This window comes from Vibrio zhanjiangensis, assembly GCF_030161235.1.
Taxonomy (GTDB): domain Bacteria; phylum Pseudomonadota; class Gammaproteobacteria; order Enterobacterales; family Vibrionaceae; genus Vibrio; species Vibrio zhanjiangensis.
In genome coordinates this window covers 12,073-34,559 of sequence record NZ_BSPW01000080.1, presented here as the reverse complement: position 1 = coordinate 34,559, position 22,487 = coordinate 12,073, and the positions used below count along the sequence as shown (strand labels likewise).

The window sequence follows — 22,487 nt, the reverse complement described above, 5'->3', positions numbered from 1 at the left end:
GCTATCGCCAGTGGATGCCGAGAATCGGCTTAAATCTGTGTCCGGAATTTGTTGACCACTACAGGAGGAAGATTGGATCATTGGCTTTGAAGGCTTAATTAAGCAGCAAGCCTCGCCTTACTTACTTGAGTCACTTACCGCGTGTGTTTTATTTTCCCTGCCTATTGCAACGCTTCGCCACTGGCGCAATGAGCAACAGCCAATTTATCTAAAACTGTTGGAAACTCAGCTCATGTACAAAGAGAATAAAGAACGTTTTATGTTGCTGTATACGCCAGAAGAACGCTATGAGCTTTTCTGTCAGCACTATCCACATTTACCACAAAGGCTCACCGATTATCACATCGCGGCCTATTTAGGTATCACTCCTATTAGCCTAAGTCGAATCAAAAAACGCCAGAAAAATTAACAATGGTTAATGTCTTGTTGCGTCTATGCCTGTATGCTCAGTAGCTCTATTCGCACTCTAAAGGTAGATTATGATCTCTTGGCAACGTGTTACTTTTGAGCAATTGACGACGACCCAACTATACCAAGTACTGAAACTAAGAGTGGATGTGTTTGTGGTTGAGCAACATTGTCCCTACCCTGATTTAGACGGAAAGGATTGTATGGCGGATGTTCACCACTTACTGGGCTATGAAGATGATGAATTGGTCGCATACGCGCGATTACTGCCCAAAAACATGAGCTACTCATCGATAAGCATTGGCCGAGTGACAACCGCAAAAACTCACAGAGGTGGAGGACTGGGACATGAGCTCATTCAGCAGGCACTGGCAGAGTGTCAAGACCTTTGGCCTAGTGAGGATATTGAGATAGGTGCTCAAGCTCATTTGGAAAGCTATTACAGTCAGCACGGCTTTCAACGCACGTCGGACCCTTATCTTGAAGATGGCATTCCTCATATCGATATGAAGCTGCATCGATAATATGAACAAACTTTCTTCACAAACCATCGCCTTATGGCTTTTGATTGCGGGTAATTTGAGTGCTTCTCTATCTGATGTGATGGTGAAGTTACTCGATGGTGATGTTCATCCATTTCAATACATTTTCATTAGACAACTAATCTCTGTAGCCGTGATCTACCCCTTTTGGAGAAGGGAAAGTAAAGTATCTCGCCAATTGCATGCACCAGGCTTAAATCTCCTTCGCGCCCATCTGGTCATCGTTGGCAGTGGCTGTATGGTGGTTGCCATCACTCATATGACATTAGCCAGTGCCAATGCGGTATTTTATGCGGCTCCATTGCTTATGTTGCCCCTTTCCATACTGATGATGAGAGAAACGCCCGCCCGAAGTAAAATATTAGCGACGATACTAGGCTTCGTAGGGGTACTCATTGTTCTCAGACCCTCTCAATTTCATTGGGCTGCTCTATTTGCGCTGACGACAGCGACAACCTTAGCCCTGTTTAACGTTTCTGCTCGCAAGCTGCCACAACAGCAAAGTATGATAAGCACGCTATTTTGGACTTCAGTACTCTCAATTCCTGTGGCCACCATTGCCGCTGCTGCATATTGGCAACCAATAGGGTTTACCGAGATCATGTTAATCGCGGCAGGTGCCATTTTAATTCTTATATACAATGGATTAGCCGTTTTGGCTTATCGGAGAGCGCCTGCTGGCGAAATAGGCATTGCCGAATATTCTGGCTTGGTATTTGTGACTCTTTTTGGCATAGGGTGGTTTGATGAGATCCCTGACTGGCTCACCGCAATAGGTATTCTCTGCATTATACTACCATTGCTGCCGATAAGAAGACCCCGCTCTCTGAGCAAATCAACATGAGCTACATAACCAACTATATGTAGACTATTTACTGCGGCCAAATGCCCCATCAGACAAACGGAAGAACATGACAGATTGAGAATTTTTCTCAAGCTGCAAAATATCGAGTTTCCCATCTTCGGCAAGTTTAAAACGAACCAATTGACCAGCTTTAATCTGACTCAAAGGTTTGTCACTGCCCTCGATGCGCACCAAAGCATTGAGGTCTGACATGGCCAAGTCGTTGTTGCGAAATACTTGGGCCAAAGTGTCCCCCTTCTCAACCGTATACTCCTGCCATACATCAGATTTTAAGCTCTGCTGCTCATCAGAGCGCTGCTGGCTAAGTCCAGTGGTGTTGATATCCACCGAAACTCGCTGATTTAAATTGGAGGCATCAGTTTGCTCGGAAGCAGACGATTTTTCGTGTGAAGGAAGCAGCAGCAAAATCAATACAATGGGTACAATCACCATCAAAGCCCTTTGATGGAGCTTGGGTAACGCCAACCACAAATCTTGAATATAACGAACCAAAGCCTTCCAATCAATCTGGGCGATCTTGTGCTGAACTAGCTCAATATAATCGACTTGTTTAGGCTTTTTCTTTCTACGGTTCATTGTGCTGGCTCTCCCTAAGGTCCACGGCTATAAGTATAAAAACGAAGCGCACTCTAGTATAGGGATTTTCAATGTGTTAGGTAATGTGCAGGTCAAAATTGCTATTTGAGGCAAAAAAATCAGACTTAACTCTCACATTGAGGGCATTATTCTCATCAACCCCGAGTGCCGTTTCATCCTAGTCTTATTACTGGTATCCTGTGTGCCTTAAATGCATTAAACATAGAGAGACATCATGTCTGAAGTTAAATTTGAAACAGTAGAACAAAAGGCAAGTTACGGCATTGGTCTACAAATGGGCCAACAGTTAGCAGGTTCTGGTCTTGAGGGTCTTAGCGTCGATGCCATTGCAGCAGGTATTGCAACGGCTTTAGTTGGTGATATGCCAGCAATTGAAATTGACGATATCAATTCGGCACTTCAAGACATGCACCAACGTGCTGAGTCTGCACGTCAAGAAGCGGCTAAAGCTGCCGCCGCCGATGGCGAAGCTTTCCTAAAAGACAATGCTCTTCGTCCAGAAATCAAAGTACTTGAGTCAGGTCTACAATACGAAATCCTAACTGAAGGTACAGGTGAAATCCCAACTTCAGACAAACAGGTTCGTGTTCACTATCATGGTGAGTTAACTGACGGTACTGTATTTGACAGCTCAGTATCTCGCGGTCAACCTGCCGAGTTCCCAGTAACAGGTGTGATCAAAGGTTGGGTTGAAGCGCTACAACTTATGCCAGTAGGCTCTAAGTGGAAACTCTACATTCCTCAAGACCTTGCCTATGGTGAGCGTGGTGCAGGTGCATCCATTCCTCCATTTGCTGCTCTAGTGTTTGAAGTCGAGCTACTAGACATTCTGTAATCTAGAGCTTAATCGATACAAAGGCGGCTTTATAGCCGCCTTTTTTATACCTAAATACTTAACATCAATGTATTCCAGATACAAAAAAGCCGAGCGTATGCTCGGCTTTTTTGTTACTACGAACTGATTACTCAGCAGCTTCTTCAGCAGCTGGGCGATCAACAAGCTCAATGTAAGCCATTGGAGCTTTATCACCAGCACGGAAGCCAGCTTTTAGGATACGCGTGTAACCGCCCTGACGAGCAGCAAAACGTGGACCTAGTTCGTTAAATAGTTTTGCAACTACTTCGTTGTCACGAGTACGTGCAAATGCTAGACGACGGTTTGCAACGCTGTCAGTCTTAGCTAGTGTAATCAAAGGCTCAACGACGCGACGAAGCTCTTTTGCTTTTGGCAAAGTAGTCTTGATAACTTCATGACGTACTAGAGAGCTAGCCATGTTGCTGAACATCGCTTTGCGATGTGAGCTGTTGCGGTTGAGTTGACGACCACTCTTACGATGGCGCATGACCTAATCCTTCTAACTAGTATCGATTAATCTTCAGCGATAGACGCTGGTGGCCAGTTTTCTAGGCGCATACCTAGAGACAGACCACGTGATGCAAGTACGTCTTTGATCTCTGTAAGAGACTTTTTACCAAGGTTAGGCGTTTTAAGTAGCTCAACCTCAGTGCGCTGTACAAGATCACCGATGTAGTGAATCGCTTCTGCTTTCAAACAGTTTGCAGAGCGAACTGTTAGTTCAAGATCGTCTACAGGACGCAGTAGGATCGGATCGAATTCTGGCTTCTCTTCTTTCTCCTCAGGAACTCGTACATCACGTAGATCTACGAATGCGTCCAATTGCTCAGCTAGAATAGTAGCTGCGCGACGGATCGCTTCCTCAGGGTCCAAAGTACCGTTCGTTTCCATGTCGATGACAAGCTTGTCTAAGTCTGTACGCTGCTCTACACGAGCCGCTTCTACAGAGTAAGCAATCTTGTCTACTGGGCTGTACGTAGCGTCAACCAGAAGGCGACCAATTGGGCGCTCATCTTCTTCAGTATGGATACGAGCTGAAGCTGGAACGTAACCGCGACCACGTTCTACTTTGATACGCATTGCGATCTCAGCGTTGTTATCTGTTAAATGACAGATAATGTGGTCTGGGTTAGTGATCTCTACATCACCATCATGGGTGATGTCACCTGCAACCACAGGGCCCGAGCCTGATTTGTTCAGCGTAATAAACACTTCATCTTTGCCTTCGGCAACGCGTACAGCCAACCCTTTTAGGTTAAGAAGAATTTCAAGAATATCTTCTTGAACACCTTCTTTAGTGCTGTATTCGTGTAGAACGCCTTCAATCTCTACTTCTGTCACAGCACAACCTGGCATAGAAGATAGAAGAATACGGCGAAGTGCATTACCTAGAGTGTGACCAAAGCCACGCTCCAATGGCTCAAGAGTTACTTTTGCGTGTGTCGTGCTAACTTGTTCGATGTCAACAAGACGTGGCTTAAGAAATTCTGTTACAGAACCCTGCATTGTGTCCTCTCTTTAGTTTAACCTTACTTAGAGTAAAGCTCGACGATCAGTTGTTCGTTGATGTCAGCAGATAGATCTGAACGTTCAGGCAAACGCTTAAACGTACCTTCCATCTTACCACCATCTACTTCAATCCAAGTTGGTTTTTCGCGTTGTTCAGCAACTTCTAAAGCTGCCTTAATACGAGATTGCTGTTTTGCTTTCTCGCGGATAGAAACAACGTCATTAGCCGCAACTTTGAAAGAAGGAACGTTTACAACTTTACCGTTAACTAGGATAGCTTTGTGGCTAACTAGCTGACGTGCTTCTGCGCGAGTTGCACCAAAGCCCATGCGGTAAACTACGTTATCAAGACGACCTTCAAGAAGCTGAAGTAGGTTTTCACCAGTGTTGCCTTTAAGGCGCGCTGCTTCTTTGTAGTAGTTACGGAATTGTTTTTCTAGAACGCCGTACATGCGACGTACTTTTTGCTTCTCACGAAGCTGAACGCCATACTCAGATAGACGACCGCGACGAGCGCCGTGTACACCTGGTGCGTTATCAATTTTACACTTGGTATCGATCGCGCGAACACCAGACTTAAGAAATAAGTCAGTGCCTTCACGACGGCTAAGCTTCAGCTTAGGACCCAAATATCTTGCCATGATCTTTCTCCAGTAAACTAAAAAACGTTATACACGACGTTTCTTAGGTGGACGACAACCGTTATGAGGGATTGGTGTAGCATCAACAATGTTTGTGATGCGGAAACCAGCAGCGTTCAATGCGCGAACCGTAGATTCACGACCTGGACCTGGACCCTTAACCATAACTTCCAAGTTCTTTAGACCGTATTCTTTAGCCATTTCAGCACAACGCTCAGCAGCTACCTGTGCCGCGAACGGAGTAGATTTACGAGAACCACGGAAACCTGAACCACCTGCAGTAGCCCACGCTAGAGCATTACCTTGACGGTCAGTAATAGTTACGATTGTATTGTTGAAAGATGCATGGATGTGCGCAACGCCATCTGCAACTTGCTTGCGTACGCGCTTACGAGCGCGAGTTGGTTGTTTAGCCATTGTACTCTACCTTCCCGACTATTTCTTGATCGGCTTACGCGGACCCTTACGGGTGCGAGCATTGGTTTTAGTACGCTGTCCACGTAGTGGTAGACTGCGACGATGACGAAGACCACGGTAACAACCAAGGTCCATTAGACGCTTGATGTTCATTGATACTTCACGACGTAGATCACCTTCTACAGTGTACTTAGCTACACCATCACGCAGTTGATCGATCTGCTCTTCAGTTAGTTCACTGATCTTAACATGCTCAGCAATACCCACTTCAGCTAGGATAGCTTGAGAGCGAGTCTTACCGATGCCGTAGATCGCTGTTAGTGCGATTACAGCATGTTTCTGATCAGGAATGTTAATGCCTGCTATACGGGCCATTATTCACTCCTAAGTGTTTCTATAAAAGAATTAGCCGCAGCAAAGCCCGTTATGGATACGCTGCGGAATACTACTTCTTTTGCACGCAAAAGGTAGGCCGAGCAATATACTCAACGCTACCTTATATTTCAAGTAAAAATTTCTGCTTATTAGCCTTGGCGCTGTTTGTGCTTTGGCTCACTGCAAATCACGCGAACGACACCGTTACGCTTGATAACTTTACAGTTACGGCAGATTTTTTTAACGGAAGCACGAACTTTCATTGCTAAACTCCGTAAATGAAACCCGATTATCGGCCATAGCCTTTCAGGTTTGCCTTTTTCAACACAGAATCATACTGTTGAGACATCAGATGAGTCTGTACCTGTGCCATAAAGTCCATGATAACCACTACTACGATAAGTAGTGATGTTCCGCCGAAGTAGAAACGTACGTTCCACGCGACCATCATGAACTCTGGAATCAGACAGATAAAAGTAATGTATAGCGCACCCGCAAGGGTTAAACGCGTCATCACTTTATCTATATACTTAGCTGTCTGCTCACCTGGGCGGATGCCGGGTACGAATGCACCAGACTTCTTCAGGTTATCCGCTGTTTCTCTAGGGTTGAATACCAACGCCGTGTAGAAGAAACAGAAGAAAATAATCGCCGCTGCATATAACATTACATATAAAGGCTGACCTGGGCTAAGAGCCAAAGACACGTCAGTTAACCAACCAAGCGCGCTGCTCTCACCATTTTGACCAAACCACTGCGCCAGTGTTCCTGGAAACAGTATAATACTAGATGCAAAGATTGCTGGAATAACACCTGCCATATTAATTTTAAGTGGCAAGTGTGTGCTTTGTGCAGCAAAGACCTTACGACCTTGTTGACGTTTCGCATAGTTAACAACGATTCGACGTTGACCACGCTCCATGAAAACAACGAAATAGATCACTGCAAAAGACAGTACAACAATCAACAGCAGAAGAAGTACATGCAATTCACCTTGACGCGCTTGCTCGATTGTTTGACCGATTGCAGAAGGCAATCCAGCAACAATACCTGCAAAGATAAGTAACGAAATACCGTTACCGATTCCGCGCTCTGTAATTTGTTCACCTAACCACATCAAAAACATGGTGCCGGTTACTAAACTTACGGTAGCAATTAGCGTAAACATGGTTTGGTTGATAACAACCAGATTGTCGACCATGTTTGGTAGGCCAGTTGCAATACCAATGGCTTGGAATGTTGCAAGTACAAGCGTGCCATATCGCGTATATTGGCTTATCTTACGACGGCCTGCTTCACCCTCTTTCTTGAGTTCAGCTAACGCTGGATGAACTACGGTTAGTAGTTGGACAACAATCGATGCCGAAATATACGGCATGATGCCCAACGCTAATATAGATGCACGCTCAAGTGCACCACCGGAGAACATGTTAAACATTTCAACGATGGTACCTTTTTGCTGTTCGAACAAATCGGCAAGTACAGCAGCGTCAATACCAGGAATCGGCACAAAAGAGCCTGCTCGGAATACTAAAAGTGCACCAATTACGAATAACAAGCGCGACTTCAGTTCACTTAAGCCGCTCTGAGCACTACGAAAATCTTGTCCTGGTTTCTTAGCCATCTGTACCTCGTTCCTCGAGATTATTCCTCGATTTTACCGCCAGCAGCTTCGATAGCAGCTTTAGCGCCTTTAGTCACACGTAGACCTTTAACAGTCACTGCTTTGTTAATATCACCAGAAAGAACAACTTTAACAAATTCGATATTCTTAGTGATGACGTTAGCAGCTTTAAGGCTGTTTAGGTCAACGACGTCACCTGTTACTTTCGCTAGCTCAGCTAGACGAACTTCAGCAGACACAAGACTCTTACGAGAAGTGAAGCCGAATTTAGGTAGACGTTGTTTCAAAGGCATTTGACCACCTTCGAAGCCTGGACGAACACTGCCGCCAGAACGTGACTTTTGACCTTTGTGGCCACGACCACCGGTTTTACCAAGGCCAGAACCGATACCACGACCTACGCGCTTCGCAGAAGGCTTAGAACCCGCAGCCGGTGATAGAGTATTCAAACGCATTCTGATTACTCCTCAACTTTAACCATGTAGAAAACCTTGTTGATCATTCCGCGTACACACGGAGTATCTTCAAGTTCTACAGTATGGTTGATTTTACGAAGGCCTAGACCCTTTAAGCACAATTTGTGCTTAGGTAGACGACCAATAGAGCTTTTAGTTTGAGTAACTTTAATAGTTGCCATGGTGTTCTTACTCCGAAATAGATTCAACAGTTAGACCACGTTTAGCAGCAACCATTTCTGGCGACTTCATGCTATCTAGTGCATCGATCGTAGCACGAACGATGTTGATAGGGTTCGTAGAACCGTATGCTTTAGATAGTACGTTATGTACACCTGCTACTTCTAGTACTGCACGCATCGCACCACCTGCGATTACACCTGTACCTTCTGCAGCTGGCTGCATGTAAACTTTAGAGCCCGAGTGGCGACCTTTTACCGGGTGGAAAAGTGTGCCTTCGTTAAGCGCGATAGTCGTCATATTACGACGCGCTTTTTCCATTGCTTTTTGAATCGCTGCAGGTACTTCACGGGCTTTACCGTAACCGAAACCTACGCGACCATTACCGTCACCAACTACTGTTAGTGCAGTAAAGCTCATGATTCGACCACCTTTAACCGTTTTAGATACACGGTTAACTGCGATTAGCTTTTCTTGCAAATCATTCGCTTGAACTTGTTGTTCTTTAGCCATCTTCCAACCCTACCTTAGAATTTCAGACCAGCTTCGCGAGCAGATTCTGCTAGCGCCGCTACTCGACCGTGGTATTGGAAACCAGAACGATCAAATGCAACTGACGCTACGCCTTTTTCTAGCGCGCGCTCAGCAACAGCTTTACCTACTGCTTTAGCTGCATCGATGTTACCAGTGTTCTTCACTTGCTCACGGATCGCTTTTTCTACAGTAGAAGCTGCTGCGATAACCTCAGAGCCGTTTGATGCGATAACCTGAGCGTACACGTGACGAGGAGTACGGTGTACTACTAGGCGAGTTGCACCCAGTTCTGCAATCTTACGACGTGCGCGTGTAGCACGACGGATGCGAGATGCTTTCTTATCCATAGTGTTACCTTACTTCTTCTTAGCTTCTTTAGTACGCACATTTTCATCTGCGTAACGAACACCTTTGCCTTTGTATGGCTCAGGTTCACGGTAAGAACGAATGTCAGCCGCAACTTGACCTACTTGTTGCTTATCACAACCAGTAAGTACAATTTCAGTTTGGCTTGGACATTCAGCTTTAATACCCTTTGGCAACTCGTGCTCAACAGGGTGTGAGAAGCCTAGTGTTAGAGATACAGCGTTGCCTTTAATAGCAGCACGGTAACCTACACCTTTAAGAGTTAGCTTCTTAGTAAAGCCTTCAGTAACACCAACAACCATGTTGTTTACTAGAGCGCGAGCAGTACCTGCTTGAGCCCATGCATTAACAACACCTTCTTTAGGACCGAAGGTTAGGTTGCTCTCTTCCTGAGCAACTACCACCGCATCGTTAAGAACGCGAGATAGTTCGCCCTTAGCACCTTTAACAGTGATTTCTTGGCCGTTTAGTTTCACCTCTACGCCAGCTGGAATAGCGACAGGTGCTTTAGCAACACGAGACATATTCTACTCCTATTACGCTACGTAGCAGATGATTTCACCGCCAAGACCTGCTTTACGGGCAGCACGGTCTGACATCAGACCCTTGGAAGTTGAAACGATAGCAACACCAAGACCACCCATTACAGAAGGAAGATCATCTTTCTTCTTGTAAACGCGTAGACCTGGACGAGAAACACGCTTAAGTTGCTCGATTACTGGTTTAGCTTGGAAGTACTTAAGAGTAACTTCTAGCTCAGGTTTTACTTCGCCTTCAACAGCGAAATCAGTGATGTAACCTTCAGCTTTTAGTAGTGCAGCAATTGCAACTTTAAGCTTTGAAGAAGGCATTTTAACAGCAACTTTGTTTGCTGCCTGACCGTTACGAACGCGGGTCAGCATATCCGAAATCGGATCTTGCATGCTCATATGATTTACTCCAAATGATTAAGTGGCAATTACCAGCTAGCCTTACGAAGTCCAGGAATCTCGCCTTTCATGCAAGCTTCACGAACTTTGATACGGCTTAGACCGAACTTACGTAGGTAACCGTGTGGACGACCAGTTTGGTTACAACGGTTGCGCTGACGTGATGCACTTGAATCACGTGGAAGAGTTTGCAATTTAAGAACTGCGTTCCAACGATCTTCTTCAGATGCGTTTACATCGCTGATGATAGCTTTTAGCGCTGCACGCTTTTCAGCATACTTAGCTACTAGCTTCGCACGTTTTACTTCACGTGCTTTCATTGAATTTTTAGCCATAACAGTAACCCTTCACCTTACTTACGGAATGGGAAGTTAAAGGCAGCCAGCAGAGCACGGCCTTCCTCATCAGTACCAGCAGACGTCGTAATAGTGATGTCTAGACCGCGTACTTTATCAACTTTATCAAAGTCGATTTCCGGGAAGATGATTTGCTCGCGAACGCCCATGCTGTAGTTACCGCGTCCGTCAAAAGACTTAGCGCTAACACCACGGAAGTCACGTACACGTGGTAGAGCGATCGAAATAAGACGCTCAAGAAAATCCCACATACGTTCGCCACGCAAGGTTACTTTACAACCGATAGGGTAGCCTTCACGAATTTTAAAGCCTGCAACAGATTTGCGCGCTTTAGTAACAAGTGGCTTTTGACCAGAGATCGTTGCCATGTCAGACGCTGCATTTTCTAGCAGTTTCTTATCGTTAATTGCTTCACCAACACCCATGTTTAGGGTGATTTTCTCGATTCTAGGGACTTGCATGACGCTTGTGTAGCCGAATTGTTTGGTCAATTCAGCGACTACAGACGACTTGTAGTAATCATGCAGTTTCGCCATAGTAGAACTCCAAATTACTCTATTAGTTAGAAACGGTTTCGCCGTTAGACTTGAAGAAACGAACTTTCTTGCCGTCTTCAAAACGGAAACCGATACGGTCAGCTTTACCAGTAGCTGCGTTGAAAATAGCCACGTTAGATACATCGATAGCTGCTTCTTGCTCAACAATACCACCTTGGATATTCATTGCAGGAACAGGTTTTTGATGTTTCTTAACAAGGTTAATGCCTTCAACGAAAACTTTACCAGTTGCTAGAACCTTAGTTACTTTACCTTTCTTGCCTTTATCTTTACCAGCAAGAACGATTACTTCGTCATTACGACGGATTTTAGCTGCCATTTCTACGTGCTCCTTACAGAACTTCTGGAGCCAGTGAAACGATCTTCATGAACTTATCGCCACGAAGTTCGCGTGTCACAGGACCAAAGATACGTGTACCGATTGGTTGCTCAGTGTTGTCGTTTAACAATACGCAAGCATTTCGGTCGAAGCGAATGACAGAACCGTCAGGACGACGTACGCCTTTACGGGTGCGAACTACCACCGCCTTCAGAACGTCACCTTTTTTAACTTTACCGCGAGGAATTGCTTCCTTAACAGTAACTTTGATAACGTCACCGATGTGTGCATAACGGCGATGAGAGCCACCCAGAACCTTAATACACATTACGCTGCGTGCGCCTGAGTTATCAGCTGCGTCCAGCATACTTTGCATTTGGATCATGTTAGTGCTCCGCTAAATATAAAAAAAACTAGACCCTCACGGGTCGGGCTGCCTCTTTAAAAGGGACGCGAATTGTACCACCCTTTTATGTAATTGGGTAGTCAAAAAATAAACGGCCCCAAAATATTTTTTGGAGCCGCTTTTTCATAGAATCAACGAAATTAAATCTTCGCTTTTTCTAGAACTTTTACCAATGCCCAAGACTTAGTCTTAGACAGAGGACGGCACTCTGCGATTTCAACTGTGTCGCCTAGGCCACACTCGTTGTTCTCGTCATGTGCGTGTACTTTAGTCGTGCGCTTTACGAACTTGCCGTAAATTGGGTGTTTAACCATGCGCTCGATAGCAACAACGATAGACTTGTCCATCTTATCGCTAACAACACGACCTTGTTGAGTACGTTTTACTTCGCTCATTATGCGCCTGCCTTCTCAGTCAAAACAGTTTTCACACGTGCGATATCACGGCGTACAGCTTTCAGAGTATGAGTCTGCTGTAGCTGACCAGTCGCTGCCTGCATGCGCAGGTTGAACTGTTCGCGTAGCAAACCTAATAGCTCAGAGTTAAGCTCTTCAACGCTCTTTTCGCGTAGATCTTGTGCTTTCATCACATCACCTGCTTAATTACAAATGTAGTCTTGAAAGGCAGTTTACGAGCCGCTAGGCGGAACGCTTCACGTGCCAATTCTTCAGGTACACCACCCATTTCGTACATTACCTTGCCAGGTTGGATTTGGGCTACCCAGTACTCAACGTTACCTTTACCCTTACCTTGACGAACTTCAAGTGGTTTTTCTGTGATAGGTTTGTCTGGGAACACACGGATCCAGATTTTACCTTGACGCTTAACGTGACGTGTCATCGCACGACGTGCCGCTTCGATCTGACGAGCAGTTAGACGACCACGGCCAGTTGCTTTAAGACCGAATTCGCCGAAGCTTACTTCAGTACCTTTAGCTAGACCACGGTTACGACCTGTGTGAACCTTACGGAACTTAGTACGTTTAGGTTGTAGCATCTATCGACTCCTTACTTACGGCCTTTGCGCTGCTTCTTAGGCTTATCGCCTTTAGGCTCTACAGCGTTAGCTGATGGCATACCGCCTAGGATCTCACCTTTGAAGATCCAAACTTTAATGCCGATCACACCGTATTGTGTGTGAGCCGAAGAAGTTGCGTAATCAATGTCAGCACGTAGAGTGTGTAGAGGTACACGACCTTCACGGTACCACTCTGAACGTGCGATTTCAGCGCCGCCTAGACGACCACTTACTTCTACTTTGATACCTTTAGCACCTAGACGCATAGCGTTTTGTACCGCACGCTTCATAGCACGACGGAACATAACACGACGCTCTAGCTGAGACGCGATGCTGTCACCAACAAGTTGTGCATCTAGTTCAGGCTTACGTACTTCAGCGATGTTAATTTGCGCTGGTACACCTGCAATTTTAGCTACAGCTGCGCGTAGCTTCTCAACGTCTTCACCTTTCTTACCGATTACAACGCCTGGACGAGCTGTGTGAATAGTCACACGGATGCTCTTAGCAGGACGCTCGATAACGATGCGTGATAGAGACGCTTTTTTCAGTTCGTTTGAAAGGAACTGACGTACCTTGAAGTCGCCGTCTAGGTTGTCAGCGAATTCTTTGGTATTAGCAAACCATGTAGCATTCCAAGGCTTAACGATGCCAAGACGAATACCATTTGGATGTACTTTCTGACCCATTGCTTACTCTCCTAGTCTCAAGCGTCTGCAACAACAACAGTGATGTGGCTTGAACGCTTCAAGATACGATCCGCACGACCTTTAGCACGAGGCATAATACGCTTCATGATAGGGCCTTCATCTACGAAGATCTTTGCGACACTTAGGTCGTCGATATCTGCACCTTCGTTGTGCTCCGCGTTCGCGATAGCTGACTCAAGAACTTTCTTTACTAAATCAGCCGCTTTTTTGTTGCTGAAAGTCAAAATTTCTAGAGCTTGATCAACTGATTTACCACGGATTTGATCCGCAACTAAGCGAGCTTTCTGAGGCGAAATGCGAGCAAAGTTATGTTTAGCTACTGCTTCCATCATCTACTCCTTAACGCTTCTTAGCTTTCTTATCCACGACGTGGCCGCGGTAAGTACGAGTTGGTGCAAATTCACCCAGTTTGTGACCGATCATTTCGTCGGTTACGAATACTGGTACGTGCTGACGACCATTATGGACAGCGATGGTCAAACCGATCATCGTAGGGATGATCATTGAACGACGGGACCAAGTCTTAATAGGCTTTTTGTCTCCGCTTTCCACCGCTTTCTCTACCTTCTTCAGCAAGTGTAGGTCGATAAATGGACCTTTCTTGAGAGAACGTGGCATGGCGATTCCTCTTTATATAGATTACTTGTTACGACGACGTACGATGTACTTGTCAGTGCGTTTGTTCTTACGAGTCTTGAAGCCTTTCGTTGGCTGACCCCATGGTGAAACTGGGTGACGACCACCTGATGTACGGCCTTCACCACCACCGTGTGGGTGGTCTACTGGGTTCATCACAACACCACGAACGGTTGGACGAACACCGCGCCAGCGGTTAGCACCAGCTTTACCAAGTTCACGTAGCATGTGCTCAGAGTTACCAACTTCACCGATTGTTGCACGGCCTTCAGAAAGTACTTTGCGCATTTCGCCAGAACGTAGACGGATAGTTACGTATGCACCGTCGCGAGCAACGATTTGAGCATATGCACCAGCCGAACGAGCTAGCTGACCACCTTTACCAGGTTTAAGTTCAACGTTATGTACAGTTGAACCTACTGGGATGTTACGCATTGGAAGTGCGTTACCAGCTTTGATTGGCGCATCTGCACCAGACTGGATAGCATCACCAGCTTGAACACCTTTAGGTGCTAGGATGTAACGACGCTCACCGTCTGCGTACAGAACTAGAGCGATGTTAGCGCTACGGTTTGGATCGTATTCTAGACGCTCAACTTTCGCTGGGATACCGTCTTTAGTACGTTTAAAGTCAATAACACGGTAATGGTGCTTGTGACCACCGCCGATGTGACGTACTGTGATACGACCGTTGCTGTTACGACCACCATTCTTAGAGTTTTTCTCTAGAAGAGGTGCGTATGGCTTGCCCTTGTGTAGGTCAGCGTTAACAACTTTAACAACGTGACGACGACCAGGGGAAGTCGGCTTACATTTAACAATAGCCATTTCTCAACTACTCCTGTTATTCCGCGCCGCCAACAAAGTCAAGATCTTGACCTTCTTTCAAAGTAACGTACGCTTTCTTAACGTCGCTGCGGCGACCTTGGCGTAGACCTTGACGTTTGGTCTTACCCTTAGTGATAAGAGTATTTACAGACTTAACTTCAACTTCAAATAGCTTTTCTACAGCTGCTTTGATCTCTCTTTTAGTTGCATCTTTAGCAACTTTGAAAACGATAGTGTTCGCTTTCTCAGCAGCCATAGTTGCTTTTTCAGAGATGTGCGGAGCACGTAGAACTTTTAGGATACGCTCTTCAGTGATCATGCTAGCATCTCCTCAACTTGCTTAACTGCTTCAGCAGTCATTACAACTTTGTCGAACGCGATTAGTGAAACTGGATCGATACCAGCTGCGTCACGTGCGTCAACCTTGTACAGGTTGCGAGCCGCTAGGAATAGATTCTCATCTACTTCGCTAGTCACGATAAGCGCGTCAGTTAGCTCAAGCTCTTTCAGCTTAGCGACAAGTTCTTTTGTCTTTGGCGCTTCTACTGAGAAGTTATCAACAACGATTAGACGCTCTTGACGAACAAGCTCAGAAAGAATGCTTTTCATAGCACCGCGGTACATTTTTTTGTTTACTTTTTGGCTGTGATCTTGTGTTTTCGCAGCAAAAGTAACACCACCTGAACGCCAGATTGGGCTACGGATTGTACCAGCACGTGCACGGCCAGTACCTTTTTGACGCCATGGCTTAGCGCCACCGCCAGAAACTTCTGAACGTGTTTTTTGAGCACGTGTACCCTGACGAGCACCTGCTGCATATGCAACAACTACTTGGTGTACAAGAGCTTCGTTAAACTCACGTCCGAAAGTAGTTTCGGAAACAGTTAGTGCATCGGCACCTTTAACCATTAGTTCCATTACTTACTCCTGAGACGTTATGCTTTAATAGCTGGTTTAACGATCACGTTGCCGCCAGTTGCGCCTGGGACTGCACCTTTAATAAGAAGCAGGTTGCGCTCAGCGTCAACACGTACGATCTCTAGGTTTTGAGTCGTTACACGCTCAGCACCCATGTGACCTGCCATTTTCTTGCCTTTAAATACGCGACCTGGAGTCTGACATTGACCGATAGAACCAGGAGCACGGTGAGACAATGAGTTACCGTGAGTCATATCTTGAGTAGCGAAGTTCCAACGCTTAATTGCGCCTTGGAAACCTTTACCTTTAGATGTACCAGTAACGTCTACTTTCTTAGTTTCGTTGAACAGTTCAACCGTTAGCTCAGCACCAACTTCAAACTCTTCACCGTTTTCCAAACGGAATTCCCAAAGACCGCGACCAGCTTCAACACCTGCTTTAGCAAAGTGACCAGCTTCTGGTTTAGTAACACGGTTAGCTTTCTTAGTACCAGTCGTTACCTGAATTGCTGCGTAGCCGTCTGTTTCAAGTGTACGTACTTGAGCAACACGGTTAGCTTCAACTTCAACAACGGTTACTGGGATAGAAACGCCTTCTTCAGTAAATACGCGGGTCATACCCACTTTACGACCGATTAGACCAATCATTCTTCTAATCTCCCTTAACCTAGGCTAATTTGTACGTCAACGCCCGCAGCAAGGTCTAAACGCATTAGAGCATCAACAGTTTTGTCTGTTGGCTCAACAATGTCGATTAGACGTTTGTGAGTACGGATTTCGTACTGATCACGAGCATCTTTGTTAACGTGTGGAGAGATAAGAACTGTGAAACGCTCTTTACGAGTAGGTAGTGGGATTGGACCACGAACCTGTGCGCCAGTGCGCTTAGCTGTTTCAACGATTTCCGCGGTAGAAGCGTCGATTAGTTTGTAATCGAAAGCTTTTAGGCGGATACGGATACGTTGGTTCTGCATGAGACAGAGCTCCAATATTAAAAATTACACAAACAATATCGCCACTCAAACTCGAATAGTCGAGAGAATGCCGATTGATTTATGTGAAACCGTAGCATCCAAGATTAGGACGCATTGTCAGTTAATTTTCGATTAACTATCCCTATATGCCAGAGTCACCTCTGAGGATAGTTTTTCCGAAGAAAAGATAGCTAATTGTATTAACCGCGAACATAAGCTGAGTTTACATTACCTGAAAAATCTTATAGATAATTCAGCTCCTCGTTACTCATTGGTTCACAACTGGCTTAACCAGTGCGCTGCATTATACAGATCACGCTTTGACTTGCAAGCACTGTTTGAAAAATAAACGCCCAACAATACCTGATTGGTTCACAGCCCAGCGGCAAAAATCAAAACGCAGATTGAATACACAATCTGCGTTTCATTACGCTGCAAGCAAAAGCTAACCAATTAAATCAATCTTTGCCGCACAGCTTCAAACAAACATACGCCAGAGGCAACAGACACATTCAAGCTGGACACGCTGCCTGCCATAGGAATTTTGATGAGATCGTCGCAAGTTTCGCGAGTTAAGCGGCGCATACCATCGCCTTCTGCGCCCATTACGATGGCGAGTGGCCCGGTCAACTTTGCCTGATAAATATCATGTTTGGCCTCACCCGCGGTGCCAACAAACCAAATCCCCTGCTCTTGCAACGCTCGCATGGTACGCGCTAGATTGGTGACGCGAACAAGCGGCACGGTTTCCGCTGCGCCGCACGCGACTTTGCTCACGGTAGCATTGATATTGGCGGATTTATCTTTGGGCACAATCACAGCCGCGACACCCGCGGCATCAGCATTACGTAGGCAGGCACCAAGATTGTGCGGATCGGTTACGCCATCTAAAACCAATAGTAATGGCGATTCATGCTGGGCAATAATCTCATCCAAATCGTGTTCATTAAGCGGCTTAGCAGGTTTGACTTTGGCCATAATGCCCTGATGATTTGCACCACGTGCTTTGTCATCGAGAGTTTTGCGTGTCATCGGCTGAATCGAGACACCACACGCTTGCAGTTGGTTGATGATCGGCATTAGACGATCATCTTGGCGACCTTTTAACACAAAAGCTTCAACAAAACGTTGTGGTTCTTTTTCAAGCACCGCGTTTACCGCATGAATGCCGTAAATAAATTCATTACTCATTAAATTATCCGGTTAGTGTTTCTTAGTCCGCGTCTTTTTGGCTTTTTTACGTGGCTTTTTCTTGCCTGTTTTATTGGCCGATTGCTTGGAAGCTTTCTTGCCTTTCCCCTCGCTCAGACTCTCGTCTGGACGCTTGGTGGCTTCAACCAAAGGTTTGGCTTTTCCTCCGCTGCGTCTGCCACTGGCTGCCGCGCTTTTTTTTGCCTTAGCTTTTTGTTGCGCGTCGGCCGCACGCTTTTTGGCCGTTTTCCCTTTGCCGCGTAGCTTACGACTTGTTTCGACTAATTCAAAGTCTATTTGCCTATCATCCAGATTGACTGACAGCACTTTAACTTTAACAGCATCACCAAGACGGTAAATCGCACCAAAACTTTCACCGATAAGTCTTTGACCAATCGGATCAAATTGGTAATAGTCATTATCAAGCGTCGAAATATGGACCAAGCCATCAATGTGCAATTCGGTTAGACGAACAAAGAAGCCAAAGCCAGTCACATTAGCAATAACGCCTTCGAGTTCTTCACCGACATGATCTTGCATGTATTCGCATTTAAGCCAATCGGCCACTTCCCGCGTCGCATCATCAGCCCGTCGCTCTGTCATTGAGCACTGCTCACCATAGTAATCCATATCATCAAAGGAGTAATGGTAACCGCCTGTGGGTGTCCAACGATCTTTTAGTGTGCCATTGTGTTTAGCGATAAGGTATTTGATTGCGCGATGGAGTAAGAGATCCGGATAACGACGAATCGGCGAAGTAAAGTGAGCATAGCGCTTAAGGGCTAAACCAAAGTGACCACAGTTGTCAGCATTGTAGACTGCTTGCTTCATCGAACGAAGCAGCATAGTTTGAATTAACTCTTTGTCAGGTCGCTCACCGATTTGGCGAACCAAATCAGCATAATCGGTTGGTGACGGCTCAAGCCCCCCTTTGAGATCAAGTCCCAGCTCCCCCAAAAAGTCACGAAAACCCATCAAACGCTCTTCACCGGGGGATTCATGAATACGGTATAATGCAGGTTCTTTGGCTTTCTCAACCAAAGAGGCAGAAGCAATATTGGCTAAAATCATACATTCTTCGATAAGCTTGTGCGCGTCATTACGAATCACAGGCTCAATACTGTCTATTTTGCGCTCTGCATTAAAAATAAATTTGGTTTCAATCGTCTCAAATTCAATCGCACCGCGATGATCACGAGCATTTTTGAGCACCTTGTACATTCTGTGCAGCTCTTCAAGGTGCGGGACCAAAGACTCATAACGCTGACGCAGTTCTTCATCGCCCTCAAGAATATGGTGCACCTTGCTATAAGTGAGGCGCGCATGTGAGTTCATCACCGCTTCGTAATGCTGATAACCCGATAACTTACCGGACTCAGATACTGTCATCTCACACACCATGCATAGGCGATCAACCTGAGGATTGAGCGAACACAAACCGTTGGACAGTACTTCAGGTAGCATAGGGACAACTTGGGATGGGAAATAAACCGAGTTGCCGCGATTAATGGCCTCTTTATCTAACGCGGAATCTGGGCGCACGTAGTAGCTAACATCTGCAATAGCAACCCAAAGACGCCAGCCACCGCCTTTTTTCGCCTCACAATAAACCGCATCGTCAAAATCTCGTGCATCTTCACCATCAATGGTCACTAAGGGTAGTGCACGTAAATCAACCCTCCCCTGCTTCGCTTCTTCCGGCACCTCTTCCCCCAAACCCGAGATTTGCGCATCAACCTCTTCAGGCCACTCATGTGGAATTTGGTGAGTGCGGATAGCAATTTGCGTTTCCATACCTGGCGCCATATTCTCGCCCAGCACTTCCACCACTTTGCCCATCATGCCGCGCGTACGCGAATCGCGGTCGGTAATTTCAATGACCACCACATTACCCATTCTCGCACCAGCTCGTAGCTCATTGGGAATCAAGATGTCTTGGCTCAGGCGTGAATCATCAGGCACTACGTAAGAGTAACCATACTCCATAAAGAAGCGGCCAACAATTTGCCCTTGCCTTTGTTCAAGAACTCGTACCAAGCGGCCTTCTTTTTTGCCTTTTTTTGAGTTTTGAGTTGGCTGGACCAAGACAAAGTCACCATGAAGCAGGTTTTTCATTTGATGATGAGGCAGTAATACGTCCCCTTCTTTGCCGACACTGCCTTCGGGACGCACCCAGCCATGACCGTCTTTATGACCAATGACATAACCTTTAATCATTTCCAATTTTTCTGGCAAGGCATAGCACTGACGGCGGGTAAACACCAGCTGGCCATCTCTTTCCATCGCTCTTAGCCTGCGACGTAAACCTTCATACTGTTCTTCACCTTTTAACTCTAGGGCTTCAAACAGATCATTACGATTGAGCGGCACACCCGCTTGCTCAAGAAACTCGAGAATAAACTCACGACTGGGGACAGGATTGTCGTATTTCTCGGATTCGCGTTCAGCAAAAGGGTCATTTGGGGTGTGTTCTGACATAGGCACGCCTAATTCTACAAGAGAGGTATTTAAAGCTAGTATATCCGACTCAATTACTAAGCTACAGAAGTGTTAGGCCAAAATGCCAAATTGTCATGCTATTTTCATAGTTTCAGGTGGGTAGATCGGGTTTTAGGAAAAGATATGAAGCTTACAAACTGGCCACCAAAAGACAGTATGGACACCAATTTATCACCCCACAGCGTGCGTAAAAGATCACATTTTGCTAAAGGATTGGTGCAAACGATTGTAATGGTCATATTTCACTCTATCATTCAGTCAAATTTCATTGGCTATTTTTAAATGTCGTTATGAGTATTAAGCGTTGTTTGTTTCCTGCTGCTATTGCAGGTTTATGTTGTTTATCTGTCTCCGCGACAGAAAAAGTCGATTTAATGATCACAGATGCCTTGGTTTTGACCATGGATCAAGACAAAACGGTCTACCAGAATGGGACTGTGGTGATTAGGGACAATAAAATCTTGGCCGTTGGTGACCAATCGCTTGAAAAACACTATCAAGCCCAAACGACACTCGATGTTGATGGTGATATTGTCATGCCAGGCCTAATCAATACTCACACCCATGTTTCAATGACGGTCTTTCGCTCATTGGCCGATGACGTGCCAGATCGCTTGCATCGGTATATTTTCCCGCTCGAAGCTAAACTCGTGTCACGAGATATGGTGCGGATTGGGGCCAACTTAGGTAACCTCGAAATGGTCAAAGGAGGGGTGACCACCTATGCAGACATGTACTACTTTGAAGACGAGGTTGCAAAAACCGTAGATAAGATTGGTATGCGTGCTGTGCTGGGTGAATCAGTGATTAAGTTCCCAGTCGCCGATGCCGCCAATGCAGACGAGGGCATTCAGTACGCACTCAATTTTATCAATGCGTACAAAGATCACCCTCGAATTACACCCGCGTTTGCGCCACATGCTCCCTATACCAATACCACAGAGACCTTACAAAAAATTGCCAAGCTGTCACTAGAAAAAGAGGTGCCTGTGATGATTCACCTTGCAGAATCGCATCGCGAAGAAGAGGCGATTGCCGAGCGAGCAGATGGACAGTCTCCGGTTGAATACATGCATAGCATCGGAGCCTTAAACAAAAATTTGATTGGCGCACATATGATCTTGATTGATGACAAGGATATTGAGCTAGTCAAGCAGTCAGATATGGGAGTGGCTCACAACATGAGTGCGAATATTAAGTCGGCGAAAGGGGTTTCGCCCGCCCTCAAAATGTATGACCAAGGGGTTAGAATTGGTTTGGGTACCGATGGGCCAATGTCTGGCAATACACTCAGTATTATCGACGAGTTCAATCAGGTGGCTAAAGTACATAAGCTGATGAATCAAGATCGCTCTGCAATGCCTCCAATTAAAGTGATAGATATGGCGACTATGGGGGCAGCAAAAGCATTGCACATGGAAGATAGCATTGGCTCACTCGAGGTGGGCAAATTGGCAGACATCATCGTTGTCGACACGAAAGCGCCTAACATGGTCCCGATTTACAACCCCTACTCAGCCCTTGTCTATTCGGCAAACTCTGGCAATGTCCGCCATACCATCGTTGATGGCAAAATTTTGATGAAAGATCGCAAGATGCTGACCGTAGACGAAGATGCCATTCGTAACGAAGCGATTGAATTTACTCATATCGTACGAGACACAGTGATTAAGTCAGGCGAAATTATTCAGTAGACACGGATATGGAAAGTCCCATGCCCAGCGAGCACTGGGCATGGGACTTTAAAGAGCGACCTTGGAGTGCAACACGGGCCAGTAA

General features: G+C 45.8%; 35 protein-coding genes and 1 pseudogene. 5 read left to right on the top strand and 31 right to left on the bottom strand.

The features are described 5' to 3' along the window. Positions 1-64: 64 nt before the first annotated feature. The 3 genes and pseudogenes from QQK21_RS17740 to QQK21_RS17730 all read left to right on the top strand — a co-directional run. A pseudogene (locus tag QQK21_RS17740) lies at positions 65-409 on the top strand (Crp/Fnr family transcriptional regulator); the annotation flags it as partial. Between the two features lie 70 nt (positions 410-479). Then, positions 480-932 carry a GNAT family N-acetyltransferase gene (locus tag QQK21_RS17735; RefSeq protein ID WP_284193510.1) on the top strand — a complete coding sequence of 151 codons (453 nt, stop codon included), beginning with the start codon at positions 480-482 and terminating at the stop codon, positions 930-932. Position 933: 1 nt separating this feature from the next. Then, positions 934-1,794 (top strand): DMT family transporter, encoded by an 861-nt coding sequence (locus tag QQK21_RS17730; protein ID WP_284193509.1) that lies wholly within the window; start codon positions 934-936, stop codon positions 1,792-1,794. Positions 1,795-1,818: 24 nt separating this feature from the next. Here QQK21_RS17730 and QQK21_RS17725 read toward each other — a convergent pair whose 3' ends face one another. Then, positions 1,819-2,391 (bottom strand): LysM-like peptidoglycan-binding domain-containing protein, encoded by a 573-nt coding sequence (locus QQK21_RS17725; RefSeq protein ID WP_284193508.1) that lies wholly within the window; start codon positions 2,389-2,391, stop codon positions 1,819-1,821. A 235-nt stretch (positions 2,392-2,626) separates the two neighbouring features. Between QQK21_RS17725 and bamJ the strand changes: the two genes are divergently transcribed. Next, complete coding sequence (bamJ, locus tag QQK21_RS17720) at positions 2,627-3,247, top strand: BamJ family beta-barrel-assembly machinery protein (RefSeq protein ID WP_284193507.1); 621 nt, start codon at positions 2,627-2,629, stop codon at positions 3,245-3,247. A 127-nt stretch (positions 3,248-3,374) separates the two neighbouring features. On the opposite strand, the gene rplQ is transcribed toward bamJ, so the two are convergent. The 30 genes from rplQ to rnr all read right to left on the bottom strand — a co-directional run bounded on the left by rplQ (position 3,375) and on the right by rnr (position 20,687). Next, positions 3,375-3,755, bottom strand: a complete 381-nt coding sequence (rplQ, locus tag QQK21_RS17715; protein WP_005383141.1) for a 50S ribosomal protein L17 — start codon at positions 3,753-3,755, stop codon at positions 3,375-3,377. Between the two features lie 26 nt (positions 3,756-3,781). Then, complete coding sequence (locus tag QQK21_RS17710) at positions 3,782-4,774, bottom strand: DNA-directed RNA polymerase subunit alpha (protein WP_284193506.1); 993 nt, start codon at positions 4,772-4,774, stop codon at positions 3,782-3,784. A gap of 23 nt (positions 4,775-4,797) precedes the next feature. Further along, positions 4,798-5,418 (bottom strand): 30S ribosomal protein S4, encoded by a 621-nt coding sequence (gene rpsD, locus QQK21_RS17705; RefSeq protein ID WP_006963204.1) that lies wholly within the window; start codon positions 5,416-5,418, stop codon positions 4,798-4,800. 27 nt (positions 5,419-5,445) lie between these two features. Next, positions 5,446-5,835: a 30S ribosomal protein S11 gene (gene rpsK / locus QQK21_RS17700; protein ID WP_001118870.1), complete on the bottom strand. Its 390-nt coding sequence runs from the start codon at positions 5,833-5,835 to the stop codon at positions 5,446-5,448. Between the two features lie 18 nt (positions 5,836-5,853). Then, positions 5,854-6,210, bottom strand: coding sequence for a 30S ribosomal protein S13 (rpsM, locus tag QQK21_RS17695; RefSeq protein WP_114787349.1), 357 nt, complete (start codon positions 6,208-6,210; stop codon positions 5,854-5,856). Between the two features lie 149 nt (positions 6,211-6,359). Then, complete coding sequence (gene rpmJ, locus QQK21_RS17690) at positions 6,360-6,473, bottom strand: 50S ribosomal protein L36 (protein ID WP_000868186.1); 114 nt, start codon at positions 6,471-6,473, stop codon at positions 6,360-6,362. Positions 6,474-6,499: 26 nt separating this feature from the next. Then, positions 6,500-7,834: a preprotein translocase subunit SecY gene (gene secY / locus QQK21_RS17685; RefSeq protein ID WP_284193505.1), complete on the bottom strand. Its 1,335-nt coding sequence runs from the start codon at positions 7,832-7,834 to the stop codon at positions 6,500-6,502. A 20-nt stretch (positions 7,835-7,854) separates the two neighbouring features. Beyond that, positions 7,855-8,289, bottom strand: coding sequence for a 50S ribosomal protein L15 (gene rplO / locus QQK21_RS17680; protein ID WP_284193504.1), 435 nt, complete (start codon positions 8,287-8,289; stop codon positions 7,855-7,857). A gap of 5 nt (positions 8,290-8,294) precedes the next feature. Beyond that, positions 8,295-8,471, bottom strand: coding sequence for a 50S ribosomal protein L30 (rpmD, locus tag QQK21_RS17675; RefSeq protein WP_114787350.1), 177 nt, complete (start codon positions 8,469-8,471; stop codon positions 8,295-8,297). 7 nt (positions 8,472-8,478) lie between these two features. Beyond that, the gene (gene rpsE / locus QQK21_RS17670) at positions 8,479-8,982 is read right to left on the bottom strand and encodes a 30S ribosomal protein S5 (RefSeq protein ID WP_114787351.1); all 504 of its coding nucleotides are present in this window, start codon (positions 8,980-8,982) and stop codon (positions 8,479-8,481) included. Between the two features lie 14 nt (positions 8,983-8,996). Beyond that, the gene (gene rplR, locus QQK21_RS17665; RefSeq protein WP_114787352.1) at positions 8,997-9,350 is read right to left on the bottom strand and encodes a 50S ribosomal protein L18; all 354 of its coding nucleotides are present in this window, start codon (positions 9,348-9,350) and stop codon (positions 8,997-8,999) included. A gap of 9 nt (positions 9,351-9,359) precedes the next feature. After that, the gene (rplF, locus tag QQK21_RS17660) at positions 9,360-9,893 is read right to left on the bottom strand and encodes a 50S ribosomal protein L6 (RefSeq protein WP_284193503.1); all 534 of its coding nucleotides are present in this window, start codon (positions 9,891-9,893) and stop codon (positions 9,360-9,362) included. A gap of 12 nt (positions 9,894-9,905) precedes the next feature. Further along, a complete protein-coding gene (rpsH, locus tag QQK21_RS17655) occupies positions 9,906-10,298 on the bottom strand; it encodes a 30S ribosomal protein S8 (protein WP_152431375.1) in 393 nt (130 codons plus the stop codon). A gap of 29 nt (positions 10,299-10,327) precedes the next feature. Then, complete coding sequence (gene rpsN / locus QQK21_RS17650; protein WP_114787355.1) at positions 10,328-10,633, bottom strand: 30S ribosomal protein S14; 306 nt, start codon at positions 10,631-10,633, stop codon at positions 10,328-10,330. 17 nt (positions 10,634-10,650) lie between these two features. Further along, positions 10,651-11,190, bottom strand: coding sequence for a 50S ribosomal protein L5 (gene rplE / locus QQK21_RS17645; protein ID WP_284193502.1), 540 nt, complete (start codon positions 11,188-11,190; stop codon positions 10,651-10,653). Between the two features lie 22 nt (positions 11,191-11,212). Then, complete coding sequence (gene rplX, locus QQK21_RS17640) at positions 11,213-11,530, bottom strand: 50S ribosomal protein L24 (RefSeq protein WP_114787357.1); 318 nt, start codon at positions 11,528-11,530, stop codon at positions 11,213-11,215. A gap of 13 nt (positions 11,531-11,543) precedes the next feature. Further along, positions 11,544-11,915: a 50S ribosomal protein L14 gene (gene rplN, locus QQK21_RS17635; protein ID WP_004410450.1), complete on the bottom strand. Its 372-nt coding sequence runs from the start codon at positions 11,913-11,915 to the stop codon at positions 11,544-11,546. A gap of 161 nt (positions 11,916-12,076) precedes the next feature. After that, positions 12,077-12,331 carry a 30S ribosomal protein S17 gene (gene rpsQ, locus QQK21_RS17630; protein ID WP_284193501.1) on the bottom strand — a complete coding sequence of 85 codons (255 nt, stop codon included), beginning with the start codon at positions 12,329-12,331 and terminating at the stop codon, positions 12,077-12,079. Next, a complete protein-coding gene (gene rpmC, locus QQK21_RS17625) occupies positions 12,331-12,522 on the bottom strand; it encodes a 50S ribosomal protein L29 (RefSeq protein ID WP_284193511.1) in 192 nt (63 codons plus the stop codon). Before rpmC ends, rpsQ begins: the two co-directional genes overlap by 1 nt. Continuing rightward, positions 12,522-12,932: a 50S ribosomal protein L16 gene (gene rplP, locus QQK21_RS17620; RefSeq protein ID WP_284193500.1), complete on the bottom strand. Its 411-nt coding sequence runs from the start codon at positions 12,930-12,932 to the stop codon at positions 12,522-12,524. Before rplP ends, rpmC begins: the two co-directional genes overlap by 1 nt. Positions 12,933-12,943: 11 nt before the next feature. Further along, positions 12,944-13,642: a 30S ribosomal protein S3 gene (rpsC, locus tag QQK21_RS17615; protein ID WP_284193499.1), complete on the bottom strand. Its 699-nt coding sequence runs from the start codon at positions 13,640-13,642 to the stop codon at positions 12,944-12,946. A gap of 17 nt (positions 13,643-13,659) precedes the next feature. Further along, the gene (rplV, locus tag QQK21_RS17610) at positions 13,660-13,992 is read right to left on the bottom strand and encodes a 50S ribosomal protein L22 (RefSeq protein WP_284193498.1); all 333 of its coding nucleotides are present in this window, start codon (positions 13,990-13,992) and stop codon (positions 13,660-13,662) included. A gap of 10 nt (positions 13,993-14,002) precedes the next feature. Further along, entirely contained in the window at positions 14,003-14,281 is a 279-nt protein-coding gene (gene rpsS / locus QQK21_RS17605; RefSeq protein ID WP_042485188.1) for a 30S ribosomal protein S19, read from the bottom strand. Positions 14,282-14,302: 21 nt separating this feature from the next. Beyond that, complete coding sequence (gene rplB, locus QQK21_RS17600) at positions 14,303-15,127, bottom strand: 50S ribosomal protein L2 (RefSeq protein ID WP_284193497.1); 825 nt, start codon at positions 15,125-15,127, stop codon at positions 14,303-14,305. Positions 15,128-15,143: 16 nt separating this feature from the next. After that, positions 15,144-15,446 (bottom strand): 50S ribosomal protein L23, encoded by a 303-nt coding sequence (gene rplW, locus QQK21_RS17595; protein WP_284193496.1) that lies wholly within the window; start codon positions 15,444-15,446, stop codon positions 15,144-15,146. After that, on the bottom strand, positions 15,443-16,045 hold the full coding sequence (gene rplD, locus QQK21_RS17590) for a 50S ribosomal protein L4 (protein WP_284193495.1): 603 nt from the start codon (positions 16,043-16,045) through the stop codon (positions 15,443-15,445). The genes rplW and rplD overlap by 4 nt, the downstream gene beginning before the upstream one ends. Before the next feature lie 17 nt (positions 16,046-16,062). After that, the gene (rplC, locus tag QQK21_RS17585) at positions 16,063-16,692 is read right to left on the bottom strand and encodes a 50S ribosomal protein L3 (RefSeq protein ID WP_284193494.1); all 630 of its coding nucleotides are present in this window, start codon (positions 16,690-16,692) and stop codon (positions 16,063-16,065) included. A gap of 14 nt (positions 16,693-16,706) precedes the next feature. Then, a complete protein-coding gene (gene rpsJ / locus QQK21_RS17580) occupies positions 16,707-17,018 on the bottom strand; it encodes a 30S ribosomal protein S10 (protein WP_001181007.1) in 312 nt (103 codons plus the stop codon). Between the two features lie 453 nt (positions 17,019-17,471). Beyond that, on the bottom strand, positions 17,472-18,209 hold the full coding sequence (rlmB, locus tag QQK21_RS17575) for a 23S rRNA (guanosine(2251)-2'-O)-methyltransferase RlmB (protein WP_284193493.1): 738 nt from the start codon (positions 18,207-18,209) through the stop codon (positions 17,472-17,474). Between the two features lie 12 nt (positions 18,210-18,221). Beyond that, positions 18,222-20,687, bottom strand: a complete 2,466-nt coding sequence (gene rnr, locus QQK21_RS17570; protein ID WP_284193492.1) for a ribonuclease R — start codon at positions 20,685-20,687, stop codon at positions 18,222-18,224. A gap of 311 nt (positions 20,688-20,998) precedes the next feature. On the opposite strand from rnr, the gene QQK21_RS17565 reads away from it, so the two are divergent. Further along, positions 20,999-22,402 carry an amidohydrolase gene (locus QQK21_RS17565; protein WP_284193491.1) on the top strand — a complete coding sequence of 468 codons (1,404 nt, stop codon included), beginning with the start codon at positions 20,999-21,001 and terminating at the stop codon, positions 22,400-22,402. The last annotated feature ends 85 nt before the right edge of the window (positions 22,403-22,487 follow it).

Bases quoted from the DNA above. Each gene is read 5' to 3' on its own strand.
- QQK21_RS17735 (WP_284193510.1), top strand. From the start codon at position 480: ATGATCTCTTGGCAACGTGTTACTTTTGAGCAATTGACGACGACCCAA.
- QQK21_RS17730 (WP_284193509.1), top strand. From the start codon at position 934: ATGAACAAACTTTCTTCACAAACCATCGCCTTATGGCTTTTGATTGCG.
- QQK21_RS17725 (WP_284193508.1), bottom strand. From the start codon at position 2,391: ATGAACCGTAGAAAGAAAAAGCCTAAACAAGTCGATTATATTGAGCTA.
- bamJ (WP_284193507.1), top strand. From the start codon at position 2,627: ATGTCTGAAGTTAAATTTGAAACAGTAGAACAAAAGGCAAGTTACGGC.
- rplQ (WP_005383141.1), bottom strand. From the start codon at position 3,755: ATGCGCCATCGTAAGAGTGGTCGTCAACTCAACCGCAACAGCTCACAT.
- QQK21_RS17710 (WP_284193506.1), bottom strand. From the start codon at position 4,774: ATGCAGGGTTCTGTAACAGAATTTCTTAAGCCACGTCTTGTTGACATC.
- rpsD (WP_006963204.1), bottom strand. From the start codon at position 5,418: ATGGCAAGATATTTGGGTCCTAAGCTGAAGCTTAGCCGTCGTGAAGGC.
- rpsK (WP_001118870.1), bottom strand. From the start codon at position 5,835: ATGGCTAAACAACCAACTCGCGCTCGTAAGCGCGTACGCAAGCAAGTT.
- rpsM (WP_114787349.1), bottom strand. From the start codon at position 6,210: ATGGCCCGTATAGCAGGCATTAACATTCCTGATCAGAAACATGCTGTA.
- rpmJ (WP_000868186.1), bottom strand. From the start codon at position 6,473: ATGAAAGTTCGTGCTTCCGTTAAAAAAATCTGCCGTAACTGTAAAGTT.
- secY (WP_284193505.1), bottom strand. From the start codon at position 7,834: ATGGCTAAGAAACCAGGACAAGATTTTCGTAGTGCTCAGAGCGGCTTA.
- rplO (WP_284193504.1), bottom strand. From the start codon at position 8,289: ATGCGTTTGAATACTCTATCACCGGCTGCGGGTTCTAAGCCTTCTGCG.
- rpmD (WP_114787350.1), bottom strand. From the start codon at position 8,471: ATGGCAACTATTAAAGTTACTCAAACTAAAAGCTCTATTGGTCGTCTA.
- rpsE (WP_114787351.1), bottom strand. From the start codon at position 8,982: ATGGCTAAAGAACAACAAGTTCAAGCGAATGATTTGCAAGAAAAGCTA.
- rplR (WP_114787352.1), bottom strand. From the start codon at position 9,350: ATGGATAAGAAAGCATCTCGCATCCGTCGTGCTACACGCGCACGTCGT.
- rplF (WP_284193503.1), bottom strand. From the start codon at position 9,893: ATGTCTCGTGTTGCTAAAGCACCTGTCGCTATTCCAGCTGGCGTAGAG.
- rpsH (WP_152431375.1), bottom strand. From the start codon at position 10,298: ATGAGCATGCAAGATCCGATTTCGGATATGCTGACCCGCGTTCGTAAC.
- rpsN (WP_114787355.1), bottom strand. From the start codon at position 10,633: ATGGCTAAAAATTCAATGAAAGCACGTGAAGTAAAACGTGCGAAGCTA.
- rplE (WP_284193502.1), bottom strand. From the start codon at position 11,190: ATGGCGAAACTGCATGATTACTACAAGTCGTCTGTAGTCGCTGAATTG.
- rplX (WP_114787357.1), bottom strand. From the start codon at position 11,530: ATGGCAGCTAAAATCCGTCGTAATGACGAAGTAATCGTTCTTGCTGGT.
- rplN (WP_004410450.1), bottom strand. From the start codon at position 11,915: ATGATCCAAATGCAAAGTATGCTGGACGCAGCTGATAACTCAGGCGCA.
- rpsQ (WP_284193501.1), bottom strand. From the start codon at position 12,331: ATGAGCGAAGTAAAACGTACTCAACAAGGTCGTGTTGTTAGCGATAAG.
- rpmC (WP_284193511.1), bottom strand. From the start codon at position 12,522: ATGAAAGCACAAGATCTACGCGAAAAGAGCGTTGAAGAGCTTAACTCT.
- rplP (WP_284193500.1), bottom strand. From the start codon at position 12,932: ATGCTACAACCTAAACGTACTAAGTTCCGTAAGGTTCACACAGGTCGT.
- rpsC (WP_284193499.1), bottom strand. From the start codon at position 13,642: ATGGGTCAGAAAGTACATCCAAATGGTATTCGTCTTGGCATCGTTAAG.
- rplV (WP_284193498.1), bottom strand. From the start codon at position 13,992: ATGGAAGCAGTAGCTAAACATAACTTTGCTCGCATTTCGCCTCAGAAA.
- rpsS (WP_042485188.1), bottom strand. From the start codon at position 14,281: ATGCCACGTTCTCTCAAGAAAGGTCCATTTATCGACCTACACTTGCTG.
- rplB (WP_284193497.1), bottom strand. From the start codon at position 15,127: ATGGCTATTGTTAAATGTAAGCCGACTTCCCCTGGTCGTCGTCACGTT.
- rplW (WP_284193496.1), bottom strand. From the start codon at position 15,446: ATGATCACTGAAGAGCGTATCCTAAAAGTTCTACGTGCTCCGCACATC.
- rplD (WP_284193495.1), bottom strand. From the start codon at position 16,045: ATGGAACTAATGGTTAAAGGTGCCGATGCACTAACTGTTTCCGAAACT.
- rplC (WP_284193494.1), bottom strand. From the start codon at position 16,692: ATGATTGGTCTAATCGGTCGTAAAGTGGGTATGACCCGCGTATTTACT.
- rpsJ (WP_001181007.1), bottom strand. From the start codon at position 17,018: ATGCAGAACCAACGTATCCGTATCCGCCTAAAAGCTTTCGATTACAAA.
- rlmB (WP_284193493.1), bottom strand. From the start codon at position 18,209: ATGAGTAATGAATTTATTTACGGCATTCATGCGGTAAACGCGGTGCTT.
- rnr (WP_284193492.1), bottom strand. From the start codon at position 20,687: ATGTCAGAACACACCCCAAATGACCCTTTTGCTGAACGCGAATCCGAG.
- QQK21_RS17565 (WP_284193491.1), top strand. From the start codon at position 20,999: ATGAGTATTAAGCGTTGTTTGTTTCCTGCTGCTATTGCAGGTTTATGT.